The following is a 22,876-nucleotide window of genomic DNA, read 5'->3' as shown; positions in this document are numbered from 1 at the left end:
TGTTTTTGGATATTATATATTAATTTTAATAAGGACTGTTTTAATGCATATACCTCATATACCTGTTTTATTCCAAGAAACACTAGAAGCTTTCGCGGATATAAATGAGGGTTATATAATAGATTGTACTACTGGATTCGGTGGACATAGTAACGGACTACTTGAAAAATATGAAAATATTAATTTAATATGTAATGACCAAGACGATGAAGCTTTGGCATTTTCAGGTAAAAGATTAGAAAAATACTCAGATAGAGTTACTTTCAATAAAGGAAATTTTGAACACGTTTTTGAAAAATTTAAAGATTATGAAATCAAAGGTATCTTGGCTGATATTGGTGTTTCTTCTTTACAATTAGATAAATTAGAGAGAGGTTTCGGATTTGAGAGTGAAACTCTTGATATGAGAATGAACCAAGATGCAAGCCTTGATGCTTCTGTTGTTGTAAATACTTATTCGCAAAGTGAACTTGAAAGAGTTTTCAAAGAGTATGGAGAAGTTAGAGAGTATAAAAAAGTTGCATCAATTATTGTAAATAACAGACCATTCTCCTCGGCAAAAGAATTATCTACATTTTTATCAAAGAAAATGTCAAAAGGAAAAATTCATCCAGCTACTTTACCTTTTCAAGGTATTAGAATTGAAGTTAATGATGAATTAGGAGTTTTAGAGAGATTATTTGATTCAATTGAGGCTTCAAAACCTAGAAATTGTATTGTTGCTATTATCTCTTTCCACTCACTTGAAGATAGAATTGTAAAAAACTATTTCAAAAAATGGACTAAATCTTGTATTTGCCCTCCTGGGGTATTTAGATGTGAATGTGGAAATGATCACTCTTTAGGAAAAGTTATTACTAGAAAACCAATAATTCCTACAAAAGAAGAGATAAAACAAAACCCTAGAAGTAGAAGTTCAAAATTAAGGATATTCAAATTTGATTAAACTGAATAAATTCAATTCGTTGATAATAGTATTTTCTATTTTATTTTTTGCAATTTTAGTTTACTTTCCAAAAATTTATTTGAGAAGTAATATTTATTATGTAAGTAAAGATGTTAATAAACTTTATGCACATTATATTTCACTGCAAGAAGAGAATAGATTCTTATCTCAACAATTAGAAGATATGAAGTTTAAAAATCAAATTATTGATTCCTTATTATTTAATCCAATGAAAGTAGAAAAATGATAAAAAGCCTAATTGAGTTTTCATTACGGAAACCAATACTAAACCACTTATTATTACTTTTCATTTTTTTACTTGCGATTTTTTCTTATTTCAAAATACCAAAGGAGATTTTTCCTCCTTCGGCATTAGATGCCGTCTCTATTAGTGGCTCATACTCTGGGGCTAGTTCTGAATTACTTGATAAAATAGCTGTTACAGATATAGAAGATGAACTTCTAGGTCTAAGTGCTGCTGATAAAATATCTTCAACAATTAAAAATGGTTTTTTCTCAATACGTGTTGATTTAAAAGATGGAGAGCGACCAGAAGATAATGTAAACGATATTAAAGATATTGTTTCAAAAATTCAAACAAATCTTCCTTCAGATATGGATGAACCAATAGTAAAAACAATGAAACATGCTTTTCCATTAATTACTGTTGCTGTTTATTCAAAAGATGGAAGTGATTCAAAAGAGTCTTTAATAGAGATTGCAAAAAAAGTAAAATCAAAAATCATGCAATTAAAAGATCTATCAGAAGTTACAGTTCTTGGGAAGAGTGATAAAGAACTTCTAGTTACTTTTAATGATGAAAAAATTAATGCTTATGGTTTAGAAAAAAACCTAGTTATAAAAGCTGTTCAATCTATTAGTTCTATTTTTCCTATTGGTGTTATTAAAGATAAGGCTAGACACTACTACTTATCTACATATAATGGTGAAAAAGATATTAATAAAATCAAAAATACTATTCTTAAAATAAATGGAGTTAAACTCTATTTAAAAGATATAGCTGATGTGAAGTTTACCCTAGGAGATGTTGCCAATATCTCCCATTATAATTCAAAAGAAAATATTGCCGTTAGTATCAATAAAGGTTTTGAAGGTGATGCAATTGAGCTTGTAAAACAAATAAAAGAGATTACAAAAGGCTTTGAGAAAAGATATGAAAACCTTCAGTTTGATACATATATAGATACATCTATTTGGATTAAAAACAGACTTAATACAGTTGTATCTAATATCTTATTTGGGCTTATTTTACTATTTATTGCACTATTTTTCTTTATTAATATAAGAATTGCAATTGTTATTGCTATTGGTATTCCTACTTCATTTATGATTGGTCTTATTTTTGCTGATTACTTAGGTTATAGTTTAAATATGCTTTCCCTCTTGGGTGCTTTAATAGCCCTTGGGATGCTTGTAGATGAAGCCATTGTTGTTGGAGAAAATATCTATCGTCATCTAGAAATGGGGAAAGATAAGTTCACCGCAGCTAGAGATGGAGCATTGGAAATGTTCCCTGCTGTTTTAACTGCAACGGCTACAACTGTTTTTGCATTTTTACCAATACTTTTAATGACTGGTGAAGTAGGGCGATTTATGCAAATTCTTCCTATTATGATTACTATTTTATTAATAAGTTCACTTGTTGAAGCATTTTTCTTCTTGCCTTTACATGCAAAAGAGTTATTAAAAGTAAGTCATGGAGAGAGAAAATCTCATAAAGTATGGGATTTTAATTATAAGTTATATTCTAATGTTCTAGACTTTTTATTAAGAGGTAAATACCTAAGTGTTGCTTTAATGGTAGGAAGTATTCTTATTGCAACTGTAATGATATTCAAAACACAAAAGTTTGAGTTTATGCCATCTTTTGATTCAACTCAAATATATATTACAGGTTCAGTTGGAGTTGGTAAAAAGATTGAACAAACAGAACAAGCTGTATTAAAAATAGAGAAACAAATATTAAGTAGTGTGGATTTTAAAGATACAGTATCTTCTGTAACATCAGTTACAGGAATGAAACTAGATGGTAAGAATCAACCCCATCATGAAGAGTTTTATTTTCATATTTTTGTAAACCTAAATGAAAGAGCTCCTATCAATTTATTTGAAGTATATATAAATCCATATTTATCACCAAAATATGATGATTCAAATATGCTTAGAATTTCAAGTGCTCAAGAAATGGAAGAAGAGTTAAAAGTAATTCTAAAAGAAGAAGTAAACTCAGGTAATTATGATGAATTAAAAATCTTTGTTCCACAAGCTGGAATTGTTAAAAATGATTTTGAGATTGCATTATCAGGTAAAAATGATAAGGTATTAAAATCAACGGCAGAACTAAAAGAAACTCTTTCTAAAATCAAAGGGGTTTCAAATATTGCTGATGATGCTCTTACTGGAAACTATGAGTTGAAATTCAAAGTTAATTCTTATGGGGATGAGTTAGGAATAAGTGAAGAGAGTATTCTAAATGAATTAAGACCTTTTTACTTCAAAGGTACATATTCTAAAATGTTTGATGATGAAGGTATTGTTGATGTTATTTTCAAAAGTAAATCAAAAGATGTACTTTCAAGTCTAGATACTTTTGAAGTAACAACTACTAATAATGAAAAAGTATTACTTACAAATGTAGTTGATTTTATTAAAGTACCTGCTTATTCACAAATATTCAAAGAGAATAATGAACAAATCATTAGTGTAACTGCTTCTTTAAGTGATGTTACTTCTGCTGAAGTATTTGCTCAATTAGGGGATGAAATAGATAGACTAAATAAAGTTGTTACATTAGATATTAAAGGTGAACAACAAGAGAATGAGAAAGTACAAAAAGAGATGGGTGAGGCTGCATTAATTGCTATTATTCTAATCTTTATGGCTTTAGTATGGATGTTTGATTCTCTTGTAAAACCTCTGATTATTATAAGTACTATTCCTTTATCTATTTTAGGTGTTTTAATCGGACATATTGTAATGGATATTAATCTTACAATGCCAAGTATGATTGGTATGGTTGGACTTGCTGGGGTTATTGTAAATGATGGAATTATTATGATGGACTTTATTAAAAAAGCAAAAGATATAAAAGAGTTAGAGTCTTATGCAAAAATGAGATTAAGACCAATTCTTTTAACATCAGCTACTACAATATTAGGACTTAGCTCACTTATATTCTTTGCTTCTGGGCAATCATTGATTTTACAACCTATGGCTATTTCTTTAGGTTTTGGTATTTTATGGGCAACAGTTCTTAACTTATATTATGTTCCAATGATTTATAGATTAATCTACCTTAGGAAAGCTTCTTAGTGCAGGATAGATATTCTGCTGATGTAGGTGATTTTGGAAAATTTCATCTACTTCGTTATATCTTTTTAAATACTTCTTATAATCTATCTCAAATTTGGTATATGTATCCAGATGAATCTCATAATAATGATGGTTTATATATTAACTATTTTGAAAAAGTAAAAGGTATGGATAAAGAGCTTGAAGAAAAGTTCAAAAAAATATCTCAAATAAATAGAAATGTAAAAGCTTTAGAAAATTCAAACCTATTAAGTAACACTAAATACTTTGACTCTTTAGTAAATGAAAACAATAAAGATGATTTAGATTATAGAAAATCATGGTTACAAAAAGCAGAAGAGTTTAGTAAAAATAGTGATTTTATAGCAGTTGATCCAGATAATGGAATTGCAACAAAACTAATAAAAATAGATGAAACAAAAGATATTTCTATTCAAAGTTTTGATACTTTTAAGACAAAAACTAAAGCAGGCAAATATATCTTTGCTGATGAGATAGAGTGTTTATACAATAATACTAAATGTCTAATAATCTATCATCATCTAAATAGAACAATGGCTCATGATAAACAAGTAGAGTTATTAAAAGAAAAACTAGAAGATAAATATAAAAATGTCTTAGCAATAAAACATAAACCATACTCTCCTAGAGTTTATTTTTTTGTTTGTAGTGATGAGACAATATATGAGTTTTTAAAAGAGAAACTAAAAGAGTTTGAAAGCTCTTTTAGTATTCATTGGCAAGTTTTTTAATAGAAGTATTTATTTAAATACTCTTTATAAGATGCTTGCAGTTTTTTAGTTATAAGTCCTACTTGACCATTTCCAATAGTAATATTATCTACATGTGTAATTGGTGTTATTTCTCCTGTAGTTCCCGTTAAGAATGCTTCATCTATTGATTTTAGTTTATCAACTGTTATTGGGAACTCTACAACTTTGATATTATTCTCTTTACATAAATCTAATACAAAGTTTCTCGTAACCCCTCTTAGGATTCTATTAGTTGCTCCATGTGTGTATAAAACTCCATTTTTAATAAAACATACATTAGTTGCAGTTCCTTCTGTTATTACTCCATCATGGACAAATAAACCATCAGCAAAACCATTATCAATGGCATTTTGTTTTGCCAAGCAGTTTGCAACTAAAGAGATACATTTTATATCGCATCTAGCCCATCTATTATCAGGAACTGTACATACTCTAATTCCATTATTATAAGCTACATGGTTTATTTTCTTTTCAGTCAAAAATGCGTAAACACCTGCTTTTGGAGTATTCTTAGGAAAAGCATGATCTCTTGGAGCTACTCCTCTTGTAATTTGCATATAAAAGAAAAGTTCATGGTCTTTAGTATATGAATTATCTTCAAAAAGTTTAGTATAAATCTCTTCTATCTCATTCTCTATTTGATATGAAATTTTCAATTCATTAAGACTTCTTTGAAATCTTTTTTTATGTTCTTGTAGTTTGAATATTTTTCCATTATAGATTCTAAAACCTTCATAAGCTCCATCTGCTAATAAATATCCTCTATCATTGACATTTATTAAAGCTTCATTTTCATCTAAATATTTCTCATTTACGTATACAATCATGTTTTTCCTTTATAAAATTACTATAGCTTGAATTTTTGATAAGAGACTTTTTTTGGGATTAAAATCTTTTTGCTCTCTTGCTGGTTCTAGAGTAGTTATAGAGGTTTTCCCTATTATGTGTCTATACTCTTTACCTTCATTGTTTTTAAGTCTTATACTCCAGATATTGTGCATTACAAGTGGTTCATTATCTTTAACACCAACATAAAGCATAATATGACCTTTTAGATAAATTAAAGTAGAAAAAGCAATTGCATTTTCTTTTATGTACTCTTGCTTTTCTTTGTTTGATAGTTTTGAAATATCATAGACTTTTCCATTATCTGTTTGAGCTTTAGAGTTTCGTTTTAGGTACTTTCCAAAGGGTGCAAAAAAATCCCTTGTAAAACTAGAACAATCTCTATTATTCATCAATCCACCCCAACCATAAGGTTCATTCATTAATGTTTTGGCGATTTTGATTCTATTTTCTGTATTAAACTCTATTGGGAATTTACTGATATTCTCTTTTTTTATTGATACTTCTGATATTAGAGCATTTTGATTATAATCTGCTCTTGCTATTAAATATTTCCCATCTTTTTTAGGAAATAAAGTACCAACTTTTATAAACTCTCTAAAAATTCTATCATATAAAGCAAACTTCTCTTTTATTGCTATTTCATAAGAGTTAGTTTGAAACTCTTTTATAAAATCATCATTTACAAATGCAATATCATTAATACTCACCCATCCTGCAAAACTCGAAGCTTGCATATATGCCCATGCTTTATCTTTTGAAAAGTGAGATATTAGAATAGGGCTATTTATTTTAAGTAAGGAGTTTTGATTATAATCAAAAGGAAAACCCTCTCCTTGTTTATTTGGATCTAAGAACATTACAGATTTTGTAGGAAAAACTCTAACATTAGTATTTCTTATTGAAATTGCTTTTTTTAATACTTGATTATATTTCTGGAAGTTTGAATTATCTATTTGTTTTGAAAACCATGACTGAGAAGCTTTATTATGGTTTTCTAAATAAATGTCTTTTAATCTGTATTTAAATCCCCAAGTAGCATCATCCATACTCGAAATTATCTCTTCTTGATTCCAAGGTCTGAAGTATTTATCTAGAAACTTTGAAGCTTCTTTTTTTTGATTCATAAAATTATCATTAGCTCTATAATTTAAATCTGATAGCTTTTTATCTTTAATAGTAATGTTAGATATACTAGAAGTACAAGCATTAAAAAATAGAGATATTATTAGAATAGTTAAATATATAAAAAGTTTATTATTTCTCAAGAATACTCCTTTTTTTGTATATTCTATCCTAATTGAAATTCAATTGTAAACAACTTAAAATATAATATTCTACATTTTTATTTTATATTGGAGAAATATGCCTATTATTAGAATTTTTAAAAGTAAAACATTCTTAGTATTTGAGTTTATTGCTCTTTTTATTTTATTTCCATTAGTATTATATATTATTGTACCAACTCCTGTTTTGCCTTTCTTGTGGCTTGTTTGTGCTTGGTGTGTATATATTTTATTAAAAGATGAAAAGTTCAATAGAAAAAATCTATTAAGAAATGAAGCTGTAAATTCAAATATAAAATCAGTTTTATTTCAATTCTTTGGAATTTCACTTTTTATTGCCTTGCTTATGTTCTTTTTTATTCCGGATATGTTTTTCTCTTTGATTAAAAGTAATATTATTCTTTGGTTTGCTGTTATTGTTTTGTATCCCTTACTTTCTGTTTATCCACAAGAGTTAGTATATAGAGCTTTTTTCTTTCACCGATACAAATCTTTGTTTAAAAATAAAGAACAAATGATATTAATAAATGCTTTTTTGTTTGGCTTTATGCATATAATTTTTCATAATTGGATTGCTGTAATACTCACAATTGGTGGTGGATATTTGTTTGCAAAGTTGTATATGAAAACACACTCATTAACTTTACTTTTTATTGCTCACTCGCTGTATGGATGTATGTTATTTACTATTGGTTTAGGGGAGTTTTTTTATACAGGAACTGTATCTACAATAGAGCAGACCTTTAAATTTTAAAGATCTTTTTCTTAGAAGCTGAATTTTCTTTTTAGTTTGAAGAAATATAAAACTGTTCTATATTGAATAAACATAAATGGAAGCATTAATACAAAGTATGCAAGAGAGTATTTTGTAATTACTTCATTATATGTAAGTCCAAAGTTTATGAAAAACATTCCAAATACCATTAAAGCAACTCCTGGACATATTAAAGCAAAAGATACAGGAGATCTTTTTTCACTATGAATGAACTCTTCAAAGTATCCAATTTTTTTCATTATTTGATATCCTAGTATTCCAAATATAATTTGAAGAGATAATACAACTGATGTTAAAGTAAATAGTGATGATTTTGCTAGTGTTGCATCAAAATTATGATCTAATCCAAAAGATACTCTAACTGCTGTAATACCAAGTAGTGTAAGAATAGGAATAATTATCCAAAGTGATGGTGCTGCTTCCATTGAAATTCCATGTTCAAACATATTTTTAAAACCAAGAGTAATTTTGATTACAAGTAATATCAGTGCAAGGGAAGTGAAAAATAAAGCCCCAAATATACCAATAGCATTAATAGAGATATTATGGCTCATAGCTCCAGGAGCTGCAAAACCAACTGCTATCATAGAAAAGGCAAATATAGAAATCATTTGAGATAAGTTATTGTTTTTTGTACAATCAACATCTCCACTTATTAGTATTCTTGAAAAGTAATTGAAAAATATTTTTAAAGCATAAATCGCACAAAGTAAAAATCCTATTAATGCAAAAGGAAATAAATACTCAACAATACTCCAAAGTTTTGGAATAAAAACTGCCCCTAAAACAAAAGCTACATTTATTGTCATTGCAAAAGTAAGAGGTAGAGTAATTAGTGTTATCTCAGTATTTGATTCTTTTAATATTTTATATGAATCTGATTTTTTATATAAGTTAAATTGTTTTATATTCCAAATTAATAGTTTGAAGTGTAGTGTTGCGAATAATATTATAAATAAAAGTGAAATTACAATAATAGCTGATAACCATGTTCCTTTTAATAGTTCTGGATATATAAAATCAAAAGTAGCCATTGGACTTCCTTTGTGTGGTACTAGAAACATTAAATACATAAAAAATGATACAGATAGTCCTCCTGCACCTAATGCTGATAAAAAACACATTGGTGTGAATTTTTCTCTTAAAATCATTGAAAATCCTTATAGTTATTTCTTTTATATTACTTTAAATTATATTAAATGCTTATGAATATTAAATAAGTTTTACTTATGTAGATAATCAGAACTTTTGTTTATATTAACAACTAAGTCTAGAATAGATATAGTTTCATAATTAATTTAAAAGAGTAGTGATGTACAAAATTTCCGTAAATAAAGAGTTATTTGAAGATATATTATTAAAAAAAACACTAATCCTTACAAAGGAAAATAATCGTTACTGGAAAAAAGAACTACTAGAACCTAAAATAATTGATGATAAACTCTCTTATGGTATTAAACAGTTTGAGCAATTAAGAATTACAAATGGTTTGGGAGATGATAAACCACAGTTAGTCATAGAGTGTAATAAAGTAGCTTATTCAAGCTCTTTTGATAGATTCGAGTTTAGCCTTGGCAAAGTCTTAGAACAGAAGAATACAACTATGGGTGAGGATTATAAAGATAATCTAATTGAACAACTACTAAAAGAGAAACAACTACTAGAAGATAGAATGACTAGAGATTATTTAACAGGTGTTTATAATCGAAAAAAGATGGAAGAAGATTTAGAAAAGTATGTAAAACAAAACAATGCTTCTTTACTATGTGCTGTTTTTATTGATGCTGATAGATTTAAAGGTATCAATGATAACTATGGACATGATGCTGGAGATAGAGTATTACAATATTTAGGTGAAAAACTTCGAACACATGCTTATTATTTAAATGGTGAAGTGTATCGTTATGGTGGAGAAGAGTTTGTGATTTTATGTTTTCTACCATCTTTGATGCTTGAATCAAAATTAAATGATTTACAAAAAGATATTAAATCTCAAAGAGTACATCATTCAAACAAAGATATTTCAATTAGTGTTAGTATGGGTGTTTCTTTTTATAAAAATTATAATGATAAAGATAAGTTACTTCAAAAAGCGGATGAGGGTGTTTATAAAGCCAAAGCTAATGGCCGAGATAGAATAGAGATTCTATATAATAACTAGACCGAAGCCTAGTTACCATAAGAACAATTACTTAACGATTTGGTTAGCGATTGCTTCGATGTCAGCGTCAGATAATGAAGCTACTTGACCTTTCATTAAACCTTTCATTGGTCCACCGTAAGAACCATCTTTATAACCTTTTAATGCACCAATGAAATCAGCTTTAGACATATCTTTAATTACTTTAGATTTTCCTAATGCTACTTTCTCACCATTTGCTCCGTGACAACCTGCACACTTAGCGTATGGGTTAGCGAATGCTACACATGCTGCAGTTAATAAAGATGCTGCGATTACTAGTTTTTTCATATTAAATCCTTCTACATTGTTTTTTAATAAGATACATTTTAATGAATTTCTTATTATAAGTACTTGATTCTAGTCAATAAAAGTGGAAAAATAGTAGAAAAGTAGAAAAATATAGCAAAAATGCTATATTTTAATTTATTTAGTAAGAAGTTCTTTTTTTAATTCTTCTTTATTTACTTTATTTTTGTCAGAAGGTACTAGTGGAAGTGACCTTTTATAGATTATTTGAGTTGGTATCATATATGATGCAAGATGTTTTTTAAGCTCAAAATTAATCTCTTTTGGAGCTAATTCATTTTGTGCACTATATACTAAAACAATCTCTTCTTCAATATCTGGATTCTCTACTGAGAATACAGCACATTGGTCAATCTCTTTGATATTTTTAGCTACAACTGATTCAATTTCATAAGGACTTACTCTAAATCCTCTTGTTTTAATCATGTCATCATGTCTAGATACAAAGTAGAAATAACCTTCTTCATCTTTATATACATAATCTCCTGTAGCAATTACAGTTTCATCTGCTAATTGCCCATCTAAGTCAATTACATTTTTAAGAATTTGAATAGATTTGAATCTCTCACTAGTTTCAATTGGTGCATTCCAGAATCCTTTATAGATGTAACCACCTCTATGGATTAATTCACCAACTTCTCTAAGTCCACACTCTTTACCTTCTTCATTAATTACATATAACTCAACATCAGGAATTGCTTTTCCAATTGAATCAGGTCTAATATGAATTTGTGAGGGGTCTAAGTATGTTGATCTAAATGCTTCTGTTAAACCATGCATAGAATAAAACTTCGCATCAGGGAAGAATTTATCTAAATCTTTTAACATCTTTTGCGTTACATTTCCACCTGAAGATGTAAGAATTCTTACTTTTGATAATAGTTCAATACTTGGAAGTCTATGTTCATCTTCATCAAACATTGAAGTTATATTAATAGGCATTAATGGTACTACTGTTACATTATCATTAATTAAATGATTGAAGAAATCATTAGCTAAAATTAATCTATGTAAAGCTAATGTTGCTCTTTTATATAATGTACAAAAGATTTGATTTAAACCATAATCAAGATTGAAAATTAACGTTCCAGAGATTACATCATCTTCATTTAAATCTAAATACTGAGATACAACTCTTGCAGAATCAATTAAATTTCTATGAGAAATTACGATACCTTTAGGTTGTCCTGTAATACCAAATGAATAAGTAATTACTGCATTATCATGACCATTTACATCATGAAAATATGGTTTGTTGTAGTATTTATAAATCTCTTCAAAAGATGGAATATCTTTTTGTGTTGTTTCATAAGAGATAATATGACCATCAAAATTAATTTTTTCAATGCTTTCAAGTTTATCTGTAATAATACATTTGATATTACAATCATTAGTGATATATTCTACTTGTTCAGATTTTAATAGTTTTGTTAAAGGAACTAATACATAATCCGTAGATAAAATTGCAAGAATTGCAATAACTTGGTCTATTCCTTTTGTAGAATAAACTCCAACTCTAGTTCCTTTTGGTAAATCTAATTCTTTTAAATAAAAGGCAACTTGATTTACTTTTTTTAATAGTTCGTTGTATGAAATATTTTTTGAATTGAAAGTTATTGCTGTTTTATCTCCATGAGATAATGCAGCATCTTCAATTAAAGTTCTAATACAGTTAATAGACATTTATATTTCCTTTTATTTTTCTTTCACGCCAAGAGTCCAGATATCGTAATTACTATCCATTACGATGTTTGGATTATGTTGTGAACTTAATATTTTTTGATAGAAAAATGATACAATATCTTCAATTTCTTCCGGCTTTAATACTTTAGATATTCCACCTGTAAATACGATTGAATTTAGTGCATGTAATTTTAAATTGATATATGCTTTTCTATAAGTTGATACTTTACAAAGTACTAAGAAAATTGCTAATTGCATTAAAATAGTAGTTGCTTTTTCGCTTGTCTCGTCAAAGATATGTTCTGTAACTTTTAAGTGAGCTAATAATTCATATACAAATTCATTATTTTTAGCTGCAAAAATTAAAGACTCTTTTGATTTATAAACCCCAAGTTTTTTGAATACTAATCTATCATATTCATTTTCTGTAACCATATTTTCATCTACTAAATCTTTTGAGTAGTGAATATCTGTTGTTGCTCCACCAATATCAATAAGAATATATGGATTAGCAACTGTAAATTTAGAACCAATATATGGTAATGTTTTATTTACAATATATGGAGTTGAGAAGATTTGGTTTGAAGTAATATCATATAGGTGTTTGATATCTTCTTTCCCCATAATATCTGCTTGGTATAGGTTTGTTAAATACTCTTTTAAATTTTCTTCTTCAACATGAAGTTTATTTGTAATAATATTTGGTAAAACTACTAAATTCTCAATATTTTCACTTAAATAAGGAGCTTCTTTTTTGCTTCCTACATAAACAATATTTGAGTAGTTAATATCATTTAAAAAGTTAAATAGTTTTTCATCAAAGATTTTAGAAACTGAATCAATTCCTCCAACAACTATAACAACATCGATTAATTCGCTTGGTCTTGAAGTTGTATCAATATCTTTATTTAAAACAGTATCAATAATATTAATACCAGAGTTAAAAGCAATATTAGTTGCATATTTTAATGAAAATGAATTAGAAATTCCAATAATAAGTGTACTTAATCCACCATTTGCTGATGAACAAATATATACATCTTCTTTTTCATAAGCATTAATTGTATCACCACATTTGTATGTTAAATCATCAAAAATATCTTTGTTGAAATCTCTAAAGTGTTGCTCAACACCTTTTGAAGTACTCATTTTAAAATAAGTACTTCCCACATCAATTAATAGTTTGTCATTTGTGTTTTCGTTTACTTGGCTCATTATTGCATAATCCCTATATCATGGATAATATCATTTACGATTGAAGTCGTATCTTTTGTTAAGTCACATTGGGCTTTTTCATATTCAAAACATCTATCAGGAATTGGAACTTTTCCTTTTTTGATAATTCTAATATTTTTCTTTTTATCTCTAATTGTAATCATTTCATTATTATTAATAATATGAGGAGAGAATGGTACGTCAATAGTTCCATTTTTAATTGAGTTAAATACTTTTCTCCATAATGTGTCAGCTTTATCATTAAATACAGCTTCCATAATTGCCATTACTTCTAAAGTTAAAATCTCTTCTTCCTCTTCATCTACTATATTTGGTAAACCATTTAAGATTCTTAATAAATATTGAGTGTTTGCTACTGTTTCAGCATTTGCTTCTTTTGTAGGAATTCCAGAAGCTTCTTGTTTTGTTTTTGTAATAAGTTTATTTGCTCCAACCATAGATGCAATTACAGTTGACATATTAATTAATTGTCCTGCAAAGTTTGGATCCATTGGGAAAGCACCCATCCATTGGTGATAAACTAAGTGAATATCAGCATCAGTTACACCAATTTCATGAGCATAATGTTTTGCTAGTTTTTTAATTACTGCACCCATTACAATATCTTGGTTCATAGAACCTGTTTGTGAGAATGAAACAGAGAATGATTTTACACCTTCTTCAAGTGATAATAACATCTCAAGTAATTGAATTACAATAGTAATACAAGGTGGAACAAGTGTTGCTGTTAATGGTCCAAATGATTCTCTATTAATAGGTTCATTTAGTTTTGAGTAATCAGCACAAACTCTCTCAACATATTTCCAGTATAAAAAGGCTTTATCTAATGGGAAGTTTTTTGAATATGGTAAAAGGTAAGTAATTGGTCCACCTTCAATTTCAAAAATACCAGAAGCAATTGCAGTTTCAATTAAAAGTCTAGCATCAGGAGTACCATGTCTTAAAGAAATAGGTTTATCAAAATGAGTCATCATTTTTCTAGTATTTCTATATCCATGAGTTACTAGTGGATATCCATTTAACATATCTACTTCATTTTCTTCTGAAAGTCTTAACATCTTCTTTGCAGTTTCGTAGTCATTTAATCTTGTATTTGAATCAATAGTACAAGGTAATACATCTACATCTGCTTTATCAAAAAATTCGTAAAGTGCAAACATTTTGTCATAAGTTGGGAATCCACCTCTTGGCTGAACTAACATCTTATCTTTTGTTTTAAAGTTGTGAGAAATGAATAAGTTTTTTGAAGCGTTTTTTACAAACTCTTCAACTTCTGCAAAATCAAATCTATCTACATATTCATTGTTTAATATGATATTTCTTTCTTCTTGCAATAAACTCATCTATTTATTTCTCTCTTTCATAAAATCTTCTAATGCATCAAGACCAGTATTTAGGTCAACTTGATGGAATACTAAGTCAAATCCATAGTTTTTAAATCTTGGAACAATATCTTCTGCTGTTCCTGTACCAACTACTAAATTTCCACCAATCATAAATACAACGTCATCTAAAAGACTTCCATATTTTGATTTTAAAATTTTAAGTTCTCTTGCCCAACCTTCGGCTTCACCATTTAGTGATGATATTAATAAAATATCAGCATCAGTTTCAATCACTGCATCAACAAATTCTTCTAAGTATGTATTAACACCTAAGTTAAATACTTCGAATCCTCTTGCTTGAAGTGAAAGTTCGATAAGTCTATTTGCTACAACGTGTATGTCGTTTCCTACTACGCCAGTTACTACTTTCATATTATATACCTAAATTCTTTTTTTATTAGTTTCTTCTTTATTTAAGGCAGATATATTATCCAAAAAGTGGTTAGATTTTTATTAGTTTTGTATAAGTGCTAATTATGATAAAGTATTAGACAATCATATATTTAACAAAGTTTCATATTAATTATATAAAAATTACAGTTTTTATAATCTCTCTTAATACCTAATTTCTTTATTTTTATAGGAAGTCTTTTTCACTTAAATTTAGCCAAAATTCATCAGATCTATTGCATATGTAAAAGATAGAAAATATTGTTATGATAGTTAGGATTATTATATAGAAGTACATACTTTTCCTTTTTTTTATTTATATATTATAAAAAGGAAAAGTGTTAAAGCGGTGTTCTTTTTAAGGAATTAATTCTACGGTATTTCTTCCATTTTCTTTAGCATTGTATAAAGCATTATCAGCTCTTTGTAATAGGGTGTCAACTGTATCATTTTCTTTGTATGAACTTATTCCAAAACTTGCTGTTACATTTTTTTTCATTCCAAAATCTGAAAATTCTAATACATCTTTTAATTTAGAAGCTACTTTTTCTGTATTTTCAATATCACTATTTGGACAAATGATTAGGAATTCTTCTCCGCCCCATCTTCCTACAAAATCAGTGATTCTGGTATTTGAGCGTAAAATAGAGGCAATTTGCACTAAGACTTTATCCCCAATTAGATGACCGTAATTATCATTTATTGATTTAAAATAGTCAATATCAAGCATTATTATTGAGGAGTTAGTTTCATATCTCTCAAAAGTTTGTAGCTCTTTTTCTAATAAAATATCTAATTTAGCTCTATTATAAAGATTTGTTAATTTATCTTTTTTTGATAGTTTTTCAATAATTTTTTTATCTGTAATATCTTGATTAATAGTTGTAAAGGCTTTTATTTTGCCTTGTTCATTAAAAATTGGAGATACTATTAGTTTTATCCAATACTCTTCACCATTTTTTTTCTGATTTTTAATTTCATTTTCCCAAATTTCGCCTTTTGCTAGGGCTAATTCCATTTTTTCAAAGATTTTTTCTGAAGTATCTGGGTGTTTTAAAATATTGTATTTTTGACCAACTAATTCTTCTTTTGAATATCCTGTAATATTACATAATGCTGAACTACAATTAAGGATAATACCTTTTGTATTCGTAGTTGCTGTCATGACATTTGTATCAATAATATTGTGATATTCTTTAAGTTCTTTAGAAAGAGTTTCTTTGGAAGTAATATTTTCGATTAATCCAAATAATATACTTACATTACCTTCTTCATCTAATTCTAAAGCTTTGGCTTTACTTGAAAAATATTTGACAGTATCAATATTTTTATCGTAATAAGGGAAAGTATTGTTGTACTCTTTTTTTTCTTGATTAAGAAGTTCTAAGTACTCTTTTATGATTAAATTTGCTTTATTTGTTGAAGCTAAATGTACATTTTTAATGTAATCTCCAGCAATTGGACAAGTGTCAACTACTGAGTGTTTTTGGGCATTTATATCTAAATTAAAAGCATTAGCCATAACTTTATTACAATAAAAATATCCAGGGTCATTTTTATAATCTATAATCCACCATGAAAGGTCAGAAAAGTTTAAAGTTTGTTCAAATTGTTCAATATATTTAGCGATATTTTTTTTCATGAAATTATTATACAATAATTATCTAATTTAATATAACTGTCATTGTCACAGTATTTTATTTATGAAGAGAGTATATAAAAGAAGAGTAAATCTTCTTTTATAATTCAGATTGAATTAAATCAATTAATTGATCTAAACCAAATGTTTCTAATGGTTTCCCATTTACAAAGAATGATGGAGTTTTTGATGCTCCTAAAGTTTTAGCGTCTGCTAAATCTTGTTTTACAATTGCATCAAGTTTAGGGTCTTTCATATCATCAGTTAATTTATTCATATCAAGTAATTCTGATTTTAAAAGAATTTCCCATAAAATGTTTAATTGACCAACATGATTTTTTACCCAATATCTTTGAGTTACAAGTACAAGATCTAAAACCTCTTCATACTTACCTTGCTTTTTTGAAGCTTCAAGCATTTTTACGATTTCATCTGAGTTTTTATGAAAAGGAGCATATCTATAAACTACTTTTAGATTTCCTTTATTTTGCTTTAAAATCTCTTTTACATATGGATGAAACTGTGCACAAGTTCCACAAGCTGGGTCTAAGAACTCAACTAGCTCTACTTTTGCATCAGGATTACCTTTTACGTAAGAATACTCTCTAACAAGTGCTGAATAGTTAGCTTTTACATTTGAAGCTATTTGTTCATTTTGTTTATTTTTGTAAATATAACCACCTACAAAAAACAATGCCACAAGGCATATAACTGAAATAATTACAATTTTTTTGTTTTGCATTTTTTCACCTTATAATTTAATAATGCGGGTATATTATCATAAGTTATATAGATTTTGTGTGTATTGAAGCTTAGAGGAATTTTAAATTATGGTAATTGTGATTTTGCTTTTATTTTCTCTTCTAAATTTCTTTTAGTTCTATTAATTGCATTATTAATAAGTGTTAAACTTTCTATATTTGATGTAATCTCACGAGCTTTTTTATAAAGTGAATTTGCATTTGTTAAATTAAATGTTCCTTCGTAAGTAAGGGCTAAATTATATAATACTTCCCAACTTTTATTTTCTAATTCAAAATTTAGTTTTTTTAATAAATCTTGAGCTGTTTTTAGTTTATCGTCTTCAATTAAACTTGCAATATTAGATAGAGATTTTTTTTGTAAATCACTCACACTTGTAGTATTATCAAACTCTTCTATTATTTCTAAATCAAAATATTTGTAATGAGGAGCTAAATCTTCTTGTATTTGTGAAGCTATTTCAACAGCTAAACTAGAATTTATCTCATCTTTATCCCTTGTAAATCTTGGGAAAGTGTAATAATATTCATCATAACACTTATTAATTTCTCTTGTTTTAGTATATATTTTACTAAATAATATCTCTTCTTCATTTGAATCTAAAAGTTCTATTTTTGTGCTAACTTTGTAATATCTATTTTCACAAGGTATATATCTATTGTAGTATTGAATACATCTTTTTACTTTATTGTTTTTATCATATTCATAAATTCTACATCTTTGTCTATTTAATTCTTTTTTATAATATACATCGTAGTTTAGAGATGATTCTAATACTTTGCCTTTTATAATTGTATCTACGTTTTCTTCATTTGTTTTTAAAGTAAAAACTTTTTTTTGTTTGATTATTGTATTTAATAGTTTATCTTCTATTGCTTCTGTTTGATTAATATGATCAGAATCAAATTGTTCTATAAATATTGAATTGATTTTTTCATTTGGAATTAGTGAGGGATGTAAAGATTTTACAGTTAATTTTGGAGTACATCCGCTAAGTATTAAAATGCAAATACTTAGAAATAGAGTATAGAATATTTTCATAATGTTCCTTTTATGAGTATATTCTATACTTTTTTTGTGTAAAAAAAGTGTGTTTGCTTATTGACTATTTTTAGTTTTTTCTAAGATTTCTTTTAATTTTTTTTCAAAATCTATATGGGTCATTACTTTTGCGTGTGAAACACCTTCTAATATTTCATAAGAAAAGATATTTTTGATATTAGATTTTAGATTGTCAAAATGCTGTTTTTTTATTACTAAATCATTTTTTACTTCAAATAATGCAATTGGAGTTGTAACATTCTGAATATATTTAATTGACTCAAATTTATGCTCTAACAATAAATCAATTGGAAAAATAGGATATTTTCCTTTTGCAATTGCACTTATTGAATCGTAAGGAGTGATTAGAATAATTGCTTTTGATTTTCTTTTACTAGCTAAGTAAGAAACAACACCAGTTCCTAGACTTTTACCTATTAGAATTACTTCTTTATCTTTAGCATAAGTATCATAGATATTTAAAGCATCTTTAAAAATCTTGTTTTGGCTTGGACTTCCTTGTGAATCTATAAAACCTCTATAGTTGAATCCTAAAATATTAAAATCATTAATATCTTGTGTATGATTGAAAAAACCTGTAATGTCAGATGAACTTCCACCAAAATATAAAATAAGTGGAGCATTTGCTTTATTAGAAGTTTTATACTTACCATAAAGATTAATATTTTCTTCTACTTTAAAAGTGACTTCTTTTATATTCTTTTCATTTACGAGTTCAATTTTTACGGCTTTTTCATTTTTGAAAATTAGTGAGTCTTGTTGAGTGTATAAATAGATATTTGCAGCTAAATATGCTAAAGCTAATAGTATAAAAGCTAATTTGATTTTTTTCATAAAGTACTTTCTTTTGTTTTTTTTGATTTGAAAGTATATGAAAAAAATACTTACATAGAAAAAAACCGAAAAATAAGTATATTTTAAAACTAAAATGAGATAATAGAAACTTTAATAATTTAATAAATATATAAGGAATAATAATGGGATTTTTTACAGCAGATTTATGTGATGAATATAGTGATAAAACAGAGGTTTTAGGACCAGATTTCAAATCTTACGGTGGAAGCAAAAAATTCCAAGGTGAGGTAATAACAGTAAAACTAGATAAAAATAATAAAGATTTAGCTGTATTACTAAGAGACAATGAAGGACTTGGAAAAGTAGTTGTTGTTGATGTGGATGTTAAATATTTTGCTGTTGTAGGTGATAACTTAATGAAGTTTGCAAGTGATAATAAATATGAAGGAATTATTGTAAACGGATATGTTAGAGATACAGAAACAACAAAAGAGTTTGATGTGGGATTATTAGCAAAAGGAACTTGTCCTAAAAAATATATTCCTGTTCAAGAGGGCGAAATTAACGTAAGTATTACTGTTGATGGTGTTCAAATCAATGAAGGTGATTATGTATATGCTGATCCTGATGGTATTGTAATTACTAAAGAAAAGATAGTTTAATGTATATGTTTGGATATGGCTCACTTATAAATATTGTAAGTGCTCAAAAGTCTTTTAAGAGAGAACTGTTTCAAAGTGATTTAATTCCAGTATCAATAAAAGGTTATGAAAAAGTTTGGAATTCAATTGAAACTATTAACTTTGATGGACAAGATACTAATGGAGTTTTTCTAAATCTTCAAAAAAATGAAAATGCTATTACTAATGGTGTTGTTGTAAAAATAACTGATGAAGAGTTAGAGCTTTTAAAACTAAGAGAAAAAAACTATTCTTGTATTACAATAGATTCTTCAAATGCAATAGGTCAAGATCTTGATGATAATATTATTGCTTTTATGACTACAAAAGAAGAAAAAATTGCAAAAGTAGGGGATTCTTCTTGTGTAATTCCTGCTAAATATATTGATATTCTTACAAATGCATTTGCTTCTTATGATGATGAGTTTGTTGTAGAGTATAAAAAATGTTTAGCGGATTATCCTTTTGAATTAAAAGAAGGAACATACACTTTTAGTGACCCAATACAAAACAAGTTTGCAAAACAAGGGGTTAAAAAGTAATTATGCTTCAAAACTCTTGTAATATTTATACTTCAAAATTATGTGAAACAAAAAGATTAAAAAAACAAGATAGCATGATCTCAAGGGGTGAGAATTGTGTAAATATCACTTTTTGTGAAGATGATAATCTTGAAAAACTAGAGCAAGACCTAAATGAACTTACTGGAAACTCTTTTTCTTATTTTTTAAAAAAGAGATTTTCATCTACTTTAATCTCTATTGTTTCTGTTATTGTTTTGATGTTTGCATTAATTTCTGCTTCTATTTATGAAGATTTATTTAAAAAGATAATCTTTGAATTACCCTTTGACTGGAATGTCTCGGATACTGTTTCTTTAATCTTTGTAATTATTTTCTTTTTTGGAATGGTTATGATGCCTTCTTTATTAGATGGGGAGGGAAATGAGTTTAAAAATATTCTTTCTTCTTGGTTTAATAAAGATATCAAAAAACTAAAAAGACTGAAACTTGCTTTTTCACTTTTTGATAAAAAAACAACAATCAACCTTTATAACTTTGATTTAATAGATGCAGAACACTGGATTTATAGACTTCTTACAAAAACTATTGTTTCAAGATTTTATACTGTAAATATGTATATTAGAAATGATCAAATTCAAAGTGTTAAGAAAAAACTAGAGAGTTTTGGTGTTGCTAATATTGAAGTAATAAAAGAGAAAAAAAGTATTAATGCTTGTGATATAGACTTTTTATTATCATCAAGAGAACAAAAACTTTACTCACTAATGCAATTAAGTTCTTCAACAATTATTCCTAATAATGATAAAAGAAAGTTTGTTTCTCTAGAGCTATTTGAATATTGTGGTAGAAACTTTTTTGAAGATACAAAAGATTCAAGTAATCAGCTTATTTCTGGTTTTCAGAATTTTATTAATAGAAGTTTTGATGACTTTAGATTTATTGCACAAGAAAAATCAATGCAGATTTACTTCACATCAAACGTGAAGTTTAAAAATCTAAGTGATGAACAAAAAAGATTGGCTTATTACTTAAGAAATCATATTGAAGAGTGTATCTCATATTTTGATAATCCTATTTCTCTTTTGATTTTATATTATTACGTAAGAGATATTGTATTAGATGAAAAAAGAACAATTGCTATTTTAGAGAAGTTTATAGATGCTGTACATAAAAAACAACAATATGAATTAATTGATGATTATTGGTTTGCTCTTGCAGGACAGATGTTTGATCCAAGTTCACTAGAGGAGTTTGAAAAGACTAATAACTCTTTTTATAGAAGATTGTCAATAAATGCTTTAAATAAACTAATTTTCTTATTTGAGAGAAATGGTCATTTTGATCAAGCTTTATTATTAGCAAAATATCTTTATGAAATTAATCCAAATAAATACTCAGTTAGTATTTGTTCATTATACGAAAGAACTGGACAGTTTGAGAAAGCATACAATTCTTTACCAAAAGAGTTAAACATAGGTGCGAATGCAAAACCTAGTGATATTGAAGTACGGTACTTCCAAAGAAAAGCTTGGATAGTAGTTAGTCAAAGAAAAGAAGATTTAAAAGAAGAAGGCTTAGAAGCTCTTAAAAGTTTAAAAAGCTTAATTTTTTCACACAATGATGACAATGAACCTTTATGGTTATGGCATTATTATAATATCAAAGCAAACTATGCTGAATGGACTGAAGATTATGATGGGGCGATTCAGAACTATAATAAATGTCTTTCTATTCCAGCCTTAGGTGCTTTTGAGTATGGTGCGACTTTTGTGAATATGGCAATTGCATATAGATTTATGTACTTAACATCAAATACACAAAACTTCGATAATATAGATAAGTCTATTAAATTGGGTAAATTAGGTGTATTTCTAAAAGAGTCTGTAGGGGATAGAGACGAAATGCCAGTTGTATTACATAATCAAGCTTTAAATGTATTATATAAGATGGTAAATTCCACTTTAGATGAAGCTGCTTGTAAAGAGATTGTATATATCACTGATGATGCTATTTCTGTACTAGATAGAACTAAATCTATTAAAAGATTAGGAATGTTACTAATCGAAAATTGTATTACAAAATCTTTATTAAAACAAAACTATGAAGATGTGGCACAAAGACTTAATACTCATTTTCCTTTATTGGATGAAAATGAGTCTCAACAGATATTGAAGTTATACAAAGAGTTTATCAAAACAGATAAAATAGACAGGTTAGATTTTTTAGACAAGATAATTTAATAAAAAAACTTATTACATATTACAAGGTTACAA

Annotated in this window: 21 protein-coding genes; 9 read left to right on the top strand and 12 right to left on the bottom strand. The window is 27.2% G+C overall.

What is annotated here, in order from left to right; all coding sequences use genetic code 11:
• Positions 1-43: 43 nt before the first annotated feature.
• Genes rsmH through ALEK_RS10365 form a run of 4 tightly spaced genes read left to right on the top strand, consistent with a single transcriptional unit; the run spans position 44 to position 5,031 of the window.
• On the top strand, positions 44-946 hold the full coding sequence (gene rsmH, locus ALEK_RS10380; RefSeq protein ID WP_071625231.1) for a 16S rRNA (cytosine(1402)-N(4))-methyltransferase RsmH: 903 nt from the start codon (positions 44-46) through the stop codon (positions 944-946).
• Complete coding sequence (locus tag ALEK_RS10375; protein WP_071625232.1) at positions 939-1,193, top strand: hypothetical protein; 255 nt, start codon at positions 939-941, stop codon at positions 1,191-1,193. Before rsmH ends, ALEK_RS10375 begins: the two co-directional genes overlap by 8 nt.
• A complete protein-coding gene (locus tag ALEK_RS10370; RefSeq protein ID WP_071625233.1) occupies positions 1,190-4,279 on the top strand; it encodes an efflux RND transporter permease subunit in 3,090 nt (1,029 codons plus the stop codon). The genes ALEK_RS10375 and ALEK_RS10370 overlap by 4 nt, the downstream gene beginning before the upstream one ends.
• The gene (locus tag ALEK_RS10365; protein WP_071625234.1) at positions 4,279-5,031 is read left to right on the top strand and encodes a hypothetical protein; all 753 of its coding nucleotides are present in this window, start codon (positions 4,279-4,281) and stop codon (positions 5,029-5,031) included. The genes ALEK_RS10370 and ALEK_RS10365 overlap by 1 nt, the downstream gene beginning before the upstream one ends.
• On the opposite strand, the gene ALEK_RS10360 is transcribed toward ALEK_RS10365, so the two are convergent.
• Both ALEK_RS10360 and ALEK_RS10355 read right to left on the bottom strand, forming a co-directional pair.
• Positions 5,028-5,879, bottom strand: coding sequence for an aminotransferase class IV (locus tag ALEK_RS10360; RefSeq protein WP_071625235.1), 852 nt, complete (start codon positions 5,877-5,879; stop codon positions 5,028-5,030). The two genes, ALEK_RS10365 and ALEK_RS10360, sit on opposite strands and share 4 nt — an antisense overlap.
• A gap of 9 nt (positions 5,880-5,888) precedes the next feature.
• Complete coding sequence (locus ALEK_RS10355) at positions 5,889-7,166, bottom strand: C40 family peptidase (RefSeq protein ID WP_071625236.1); 1,278 nt, start codon at positions 7,164-7,166, stop codon at positions 5,889-5,891.
• Between the two features lie 97 nt (positions 7,167-7,263).
• On the opposite strand from ALEK_RS10355, the gene ALEK_RS10350 reads away from it, so the two are divergent.
• Positions 7,264-7,938, top strand: a complete 675-nt coding sequence (locus ALEK_RS10350; RefSeq protein WP_071625237.1) for a CPBP family intramembrane glutamic endopeptidase — start codon at positions 7,264-7,266, stop codon at positions 7,936-7,938.
• An 11-nt stretch (positions 7,939-7,949) separates the two neighbouring features.
• Here the strand turns inward: ALEK_RS10350 and ALEK_RS10345 are convergent, their stop codons facing one another.
• A complete protein-coding gene (locus ALEK_RS10345) occupies positions 7,950-9,110 on the bottom strand; it encodes a TsoY family (seleno)protein (RefSeq protein ID WP_071625238.1) in 1,161 nt (386 codons plus the stop codon).
• A gap of 161 nt (positions 9,111-9,271) precedes the next feature.
• Between ALEK_RS10345 and ALEK_RS10340 the strand changes: the two genes are divergently transcribed.
• Positions 9,272-10,120 carry a GGDEF domain-containing protein gene (locus ALEK_RS10340; RefSeq protein ID WP_071625239.1) on the top strand — a complete coding sequence of 283 codons (849 nt, stop codon included), beginning with the start codon at positions 9,272-9,274 and terminating at the stop codon, positions 10,118-10,120.
• Between the two features lie 27 nt (positions 10,121-10,147).
• On the opposite strand, the gene ALEK_RS10335 is transcribed toward ALEK_RS10340, so the two are convergent.
• The 9 genes from ALEK_RS10335 to ALEK_RS10295 form a co-directional block, all read right to left on the bottom strand.
• Positions 10,148-10,429 carry a c-type cytochrome gene (locus ALEK_RS10335; RefSeq protein ID WP_071625240.1) on the bottom strand — a complete coding sequence of 94 codons (282 nt, stop codon included), beginning with the start codon at positions 10,427-10,429 and terminating at the stop codon, positions 10,148-10,150.
• A gap of 135 nt (positions 10,430-10,564) precedes the next feature.
• Entirely contained in the window at positions 10,565-12,130 is a 1,566-nt protein-coding gene (locus ALEK_RS10330; protein ID WP_071625241.1) for an AMP-binding protein, read from the bottom strand.
• A 12-nt stretch (positions 12,131-12,142) separates the two neighbouring features.
• Positions 12,143-13,345: a glutamate mutase L gene (locus tag ALEK_RS10325; RefSeq protein WP_071625242.1), complete on the bottom strand. Its 1,203-nt coding sequence runs from the start codon at positions 13,343-13,345 to the stop codon at positions 12,143-12,145.
• Positions 13,345-14,709 (bottom strand): methylaspartate mutase, encoded by a 1,365-nt coding sequence (locus ALEK_RS10320; protein ID WP_071625243.1) that lies wholly within the window; start codon positions 14,707-14,709, stop codon positions 13,345-13,347. The genes ALEK_RS10325 and ALEK_RS10320 overlap by 1 nt, the downstream gene beginning before the upstream one ends.
• Positions 14,710-15,123: a methylaspartate mutase subunit S gene (gene glmS, locus ALEK_RS10315; protein WP_071625244.1), complete on the bottom strand. Its 414-nt coding sequence runs from the start codon at positions 15,121-15,123 to the stop codon at positions 14,710-14,712.
• A 376-nt stretch (positions 15,124-15,499) separates the two neighbouring features.
• Positions 15,500-16,783 carry a sensor domain-containing diguanylate cyclase gene (locus ALEK_RS10310; RefSeq protein WP_071625245.1) on the bottom strand — a complete coding sequence of 428 codons (1,284 nt, stop codon included), beginning with the start codon at positions 16,781-16,783 and terminating at the stop codon, positions 15,500-15,502.
• Positions 16,784-16,880: 97 nt separating this feature from the next.
• Positions 16,881-17,522 (bottom strand): DsbA family protein, encoded by a 642-nt coding sequence (locus ALEK_RS10305; RefSeq protein WP_071625246.1) that lies wholly within the window; start codon positions 17,520-17,522, stop codon positions 16,881-16,883.
• An 86-nt stretch (positions 17,523-17,608) separates the two neighbouring features.
• The gene (locus ALEK_RS10300; protein ID WP_071625247.1) at positions 17,609-18,583 is read right to left on the bottom strand and encodes a hypothetical protein; all 975 of its coding nucleotides are present in this window, start codon (positions 18,581-18,583) and stop codon (positions 17,609-17,611) included.
• A gap of 57 nt (positions 18,584-18,640) precedes the next feature.
• Positions 18,641-19,438, bottom strand: coding sequence for an alpha/beta hydrolase (locus tag ALEK_RS10295; protein ID WP_071625248.1), 798 nt, complete (start codon positions 19,436-19,438; stop codon positions 18,641-18,643).
• Between the two features lie 143 nt (positions 19,439-19,581).
• Between ALEK_RS10295 and rraA the strand changes: the two genes are divergently transcribed.
• Genes rraA through ALEK_RS10280 form a run of 3 tightly spaced genes read left to right on the top strand, consistent with a single transcriptional unit; the run spans position 19,582 to position 22,843 of the window.
• A complete protein-coding gene (gene rraA, locus ALEK_RS10290) occupies positions 19,582-20,061 on the top strand; it encodes a ribonuclease E activity regulator RraA (RefSeq protein WP_071625249.1) in 480 nt (159 codons plus the stop codon).
• The gene (locus ALEK_RS10285) at positions 20,061-20,621 is read left to right on the top strand and encodes a gamma-glutamylcyclotransferase (protein ID WP_071625250.1); all 561 of its coding nucleotides are present in this window, start codon (positions 20,061-20,063) and stop codon (positions 20,619-20,621) included. Before rraA ends, ALEK_RS10285 begins: the two co-directional genes overlap by 1 nt.
• A gap of 2 nt (positions 20,622-20,623) precedes the next feature.
• Positions 20,624-22,843 (top strand): tetratricopeptide repeat protein, encoded by a 2,220-nt coding sequence (locus ALEK_RS10280; protein WP_071625251.1) that lies wholly within the window; start codon positions 20,624-20,626, stop codon positions 22,841-22,843.
• Positions 22,844-22,876: the final 33 nt, after the last annotated feature.

This window comes from Poseidonibacter lekithochrous (genome assembly GCF_013283835.1).
GTDB lineage: Bacteria > Campylobacterota > Campylobacteria > Campylobacterales > Arcobacteraceae > Poseidonibacter > Poseidonibacter lekithochrous.
This window is presented reverse-complemented; position numbering and strand designations above follow the sequence as displayed.